At 74.1% G+C, this 4,884-nt stretch carries 3 protein-coding genes; 2 read left to right on the forward strand and 1 reads right to left on the reverse strand.

What is annotated here, in order from left to right:
- Positions 1 to 32: 32 nt before the first annotated feature.
- A complete protein-coding gene (locus AB0O00_RS29610; RefSeq protein WP_363656931.1) occupies positions 33 to 1,145 on the reverse strand; it encodes a TDT family transporter in 1,113 nt (370 codons plus the stop codon).
- Between the two features lie 70 nt (positions 1,146 to 1,215).
- On the opposite strand from AB0O00_RS29610, the gene AB0O00_RS29615 reads away from it, so the two are divergent.
- On the forward strand, positions 1,216 to 2,154 hold the full coding sequence (locus AB0O00_RS29615) for a LysR family transcriptional regulator (RefSeq protein ID WP_363656933.1): 939 nt from the start codon (positions 1,216 to 1,218) through the stop codon (positions 2,152 to 2,154).
- A gap of 72 nt (positions 2,155 to 2,226) precedes the next feature.
- Entirely contained in the window at positions 2,227 to 4,848 is a 2,622-nt protein-coding gene (clpB, locus tag AB0O00_RS29620; protein WP_363656935.1) for an ATP-dependent chaperone ClpB, read from the forward strand.
- The last annotated feature ends 36 nt before the right edge of the window (positions 4,849 to 4,884 follow it).

Below are 4,884 nucleotides of genomic sequence, written 5' to 3' on the forward strand. Positions count from 1 at the left end.
GCCGGCTCACTCGCCTCCTGGGCAGGAACCGCTCACCGCGCCAGCAGCCGCCCGCGCGCCAGCCCGGCCACCGTCCCGCTCGCCGCGGCCACCCACGAGACGGCCAGCAGCGCGTACAGCCCGACGGCCAGCCCGGTGAACCCGCCGAACCCGGTGTGCCGGGCGAGCGCCGAGGCGCCGGTGACGCAGGTGCCCACCGGGAAGGTGAACGCCCACCAGGTCATCGCGAACCGCATGCCGGCCCGGCGGGCCCGCAGGTTGGCAGTGAGCGCGACGGCCAGCCAGAGCATCGCGACGCCGATCACGGCCACGCCGTACAGCTCGGCGAGGGCGGCCATCGCCGGCGCGAGCGCGGGGAGCACCGGGCGGGCGGCGTCGGCGAGTTGGTGGACGGCGGTGACGGACTGGCCGAGCGGCCCGAGCACCAGGAACAGCGCGGGGGTGAGCACGAGGGTCGGCACCTTGCTGTGGAACAGCCCGGTGAACACCACCGGCAGCAGCACCAGGGTGGCCAGCAGCCCGACGCCGAACAGCGCCCAGCAGCCGTACAGCATCGTCTGCTGCGCCGAGCCGGACGGCAGGTGCGGGACGAGGGCCGGACCGCAGGCCGAGGCGACCAGCGGGGCGACGACAGGCAGCAGCCAGGTGGGGTTGGCCTCCAGCGCGGAGATCCGGTGCCGGGTGATCATCAGGTACGGGATGCCACCGGCGACGGCGAGCGCGTACGCGGTGCCGACGGTCCAGAGGACGGCGTCGATCGCGACGGCAGGCCCGGTGCCGATCACCCGCGGGCCGAGCAGCAGCGTGCCGAGGCCGACCGCCAGCAGGGCCATCGGCGGGCAGCCGTAGAAAACGGCGGTGGCCGGGTTCTCCAGCAGCTGGGCACGGGCCGCCTCGCGGTGCCGGGTGAGGTGCACCAGCCGCGCGCCGCCGAGCACCAGCAGGGCGGCCAGGCCGAGCGCCCACATCACCTCGCCGAAGCCGATCAGCCCGGGCGGTCGGACCGGCAGGACGGCGGCGCCGTTGCCGAGGATCGCGGTGCCCATGACGGCGGCGTACCAGTTGGGGCCGAGCTGGGCGAGGTCGAACCGGGGGCGGGCGACGGAGGGGCGGGTGAGCGGGCGGACATCGGCCAAGGTGGACATGGGACCACCGTCGCTCCACGGACCCTCGGCCGGTAGCGCCCGGCGCTCTATGAGGGCATAGCCTGAACCTATGCCTCTCTCCCCGCACGTGCCCGAACTCGGCGCCCTGGAGCTACTGCTCGCGGTGGCCCGGCTGGGCAGCGTCGGCCGGGCGGCGGCCGAGCTGGGCGTCAGCCAGCCGACCGCGAGCGCCCGGATCAAGGGCATGGAGCGGCAGATCGGCGTCCCGCTGCTGGAGCGCTCCCCCCGGGGCAGCCGGCCGACCGAGGCGGGGCGGCTGGTGGTCGAGTGGGCCCGGCACGTGGTGGAGGCGGCGCAGGCGCTGGACGCCGGGATCGACGCGCTGCGCGGACGGCGGGACGCCAAGCTCACGGTGGTCGCCAGCCTGACCGTCGCCGAGTACCTGATGCCGGGCTGGCTGCTGGCGCTCGCCGAGGCCAGCCCGGGCACCGCGGTGACGCTGCGGACGGCGAACTCGGCGGAGGTCGCCGGGCGGGTGCTGGCCGGGGAGGCGGACCTCGGCTTCGTCGAGGGCCCGTCCACCCCGCCCGGGCTGGACGGGGCCGTGGTGGCCGCGGACCGGCTGGTGGTCGTGGTGGCGCCCGGCCACCCGTGGTCGCGCCGGCGGGCGCCGCTGACCGGGCCCGAGCTGGCCGGGACGCCGCTGGTGCTGCGCGAGCCGGGGTCGGGCACCCGGGAGGTGCTGGAGACGGCGCTGGCGCCGTACGGGGGCGCGGCGCGGCCCCGGCTGGAGCTGGCCTCGTCGACGGCGCTGAAGGCGGCGGCGATGACCGGCGCGGGGCCGGTCTGCCTGAGCGAGCTGGTGGTGACGGAGGAGCTGGCGACCCGGCGGCTGGTCGAGGTGCCGCTGGCGGCGGGGCTCGACCTGCGGCGCCCGCTGCGCGCGGTGTGGCCGGCCGGGCAGCGGCCGGGCGGGCCGGCCCGGGAGCTGCTGGTGCTGACCCGGCAGGGGTCCACAGTGGCCACTCGGCAGAAAAAACAAACCTGAGCGGAATAGACTCAACTTAGTGCATGCTGTCAGTAGCAGCAGTGAAGGACGACGAGGGAGGATCCCCCAGCAGTGGACGCCAGCAAGTTCACCACCAAGACGCAGGACGCCCTGTCCGCCGCGATCCGGCAGGCCGGCGCGGTCGGGAACCCGGACGTCAGGCCGGTGCACATCCTGATCGCCCTGCTGGAGCAGCCCGAGGGCATCGCCAGGCCGCTGCTGGAGGCGGTCGGCGCCGAGGCCGCGCGCGTGGACGCCGAGGCCCGCCGCCAGCTGGCCGCGCTGCCCAGCGCGAGCGGCTCGACGGTCGCCGCCCCGCAGCTCGCCCGGGACACCATCGCGGTGCTCACCGAGGCCGGCAAGCGCGCCGACGACCTCGATGACCAGTACGTCTCCACCGAGCACCTGATGGTCGGCCTGGCCGCCGAGGGCGGTCCGGTCTCCGAGCTCTTGGTGCGCCAGGGCGCGACGCCCAAGGCGCTGCTGGCCGCGTTCAAGGACGTGCGCGGCAGCGGCCGGGTCACCTCGCCGGACCCGGAGGGCACCTACAAGGCGCTGGAGAAGTACGGCACCGACCTCACCCAGGCCGCCCGGGACGGCAAGCTCGACCCGGTGATCGGCCGCGACCAGGAGATCCGCCGGGTCGTCCAGGTGCTCTCCCGCCGCACCAAGAACAACCCGGTGCTGATCGGCGAGCCCGGCGTCGGCAAGACGGCCGTGGTCGAGGGCCTGGCCCAGCGCATCGTCGCCGGCGACGTGCCGGAGTCGCTGCGCGGCAAGCGGCTGGTCGCGCTGGACCTCGGCGCGATGGTCGCGGGCGCCAAGTACCGCGGCGAGTTCGAGGAGCGCCTGAAGGCCGTCCTCAACGACATCAAGCAGAGCGACGGCCAGGTCGTCACCTTCATCGACGAGCTGCACACCATGGTCGGCGCGGGCGCCGGCGGCGACTCCGCGATGGACGCCGGCAACATGCTCAAGCCGATGCTGGCCCGCGGCGAGCTGCGGATGGTCGGCGCCACCACGCTGGACGAGTACCGCGAGCGGATCGAGAAGGACCCGGCGCTGGAGCGCCGCTTCCAGCAGGTGCTGGTCGGCGAGCCCAGCGTGGAGGACTCGATCGCCATCCTGCGCGGCCTCAAGGGCCGCTACGAGGCGCACCACAAGGTGCAGATCGCGGACGCCGCCCTGGTCGCCGCGGCCACCCTGTCCAACCGCTACATCACCTCCCGCTTCCTGCCCGACAAGGCGATCGACCTGGTCGACGAGGCGGCCTCGCGGCTGCGGATGGAGATCGACTCCTCCCCCGTCGAGATCGACGAACTCCAGCGTTCCGTCGACCGGTTGCGCATGGAGGAGCTCGCGCTGGAGAAGGAGTCGGACCCGGCCTCGGTCGACCGGCTCGCCCGGCTGCGCCGCGATCTCGCCGACAAGAACGAGCAGTTGAGCGTTCTGACGGCGCGCTGGGAGCAGGAGAAGAAGAGCCTCAACCGGGTCGGCGAGCTCAAGGAGCGCCTGGACGACCTCCACGGCGCCCTCGAACGGGCCCAGCGCGACGGGGACTTCGAGCGCGCGTCGAAGCTGATGTACGCCGAGATCCCGGCCGCCGAGAAGGAGCTCACCGACGCCCAGGAGCGCGCAGCCGACCAGGACGCTTCGACGTCGATGGTCAAGGAGGAGGTCGGTCCGGACGACGTCGCCGACGTCGTCGCCTCCTGGACGGGCATCCCGGCCGGCCGCCTGCTGGAGGGCGAGAGCGCCAAACTCCTGCGCATGGAGGAGGAGTTGGGCAAGCGCCTGATCGGCCAGGCGGAGGCCGTGCAGGCCGTGTCGGACGCGGTGCGCCGCACCCGCTCCGGCATCGCCGACCCGGACCGCCCGACCGGCTCCTTCCTGTTCCTCGGCCCGACGGGCGTCGGCAAGACCGAACTCGCCAAGGCCCTGGCCGACTTCCTCTTCGACGACGAGCGGGCGATGGTCCGCATCGACATGAGCGAGTACGGCGAGAAGCACTCCGTCTCCCGCCTGGTCGGCGCCCCGCCCGGGTACGTCGGCTACGAGGAGGGCGGCCAGCTCACCGAGGCGGTCCGCCGCCGCCCGTACAGCGTCGTGCTGCTGGACGAGGTCGAGAAGGCCCACCCGGAGGTCTTCGACGTGCTGCTCCAGGTGCTGGACGACGGCCGGCTCACCGACGGCCAGGGCCGCACCGTGGACTTCCGCAACGCGATCCTCATCCTCACCTCCAACCTGGGCAGTCACGCGTTTAATGAACCGAGCCTGGTGGACCCGGCCACCCCGGAGGACCGGAAGAAGCAGCTGGTGCTGGACTCCGTCCGGGCCGCGTTCAAGCCGGAGTTCCTCAACCGGCTGGACGACATCGTGGTCTTCGACCCGCTGGGCACCACCGAGCTGAGCCGGATCGTCGACCTCCAGGTGGCCCGCCTCGGCGAGCGGCTGCGCGAGCGGCGCCTCACCCTGGACGTCTCCGCGGCCGCGCGCGACTGGCTGGCCCTCACCGGGTACGACCCGGCGTACGGCGCCCGCCCGCTGCGGCGGCTGGTGCAGTCCGCGATCGGCGACCAGCTGGCGCGGGCGATCCTCTCCGGCCAGGTGCACGACGGCGACACCGTCCTCGTCGAGCGGGACGAGGAGCACGACCGGCTCACCGTCCGCGCTCGCGGACCGCTGGAGAAGTAGCCGGCGGACACCGCCCGCACCGGCGCACGGGCCGCC

The organism is Kitasatospora sp. NPDC093558, from assembly GCF_040683475.1.
In the GTDB taxonomy this organism is placed as follows: Bacteria; Actinomycetota; Actinomycetes; order Streptomycetales; family Streptomycetaceae; genus Kitasatospora.

Bases quoted from the DNA above. Each gene is read 5' to 3' on its own strand.
- AB0O00_RS29610 (WP_363656931.1), bottom strand. From the start codon at position 1,145: ATGTCCACCTTGGCCGATGTCCGCCCGCTCACCCGCCCCTCCGTCGCC.
- AB0O00_RS29615 (WP_363656933.1), top strand. From the start codon at position 1,216: ATGCCTCTCTCCCCGCACGTGCCCGAACTCGGCGCCCTGGAGCTACTG.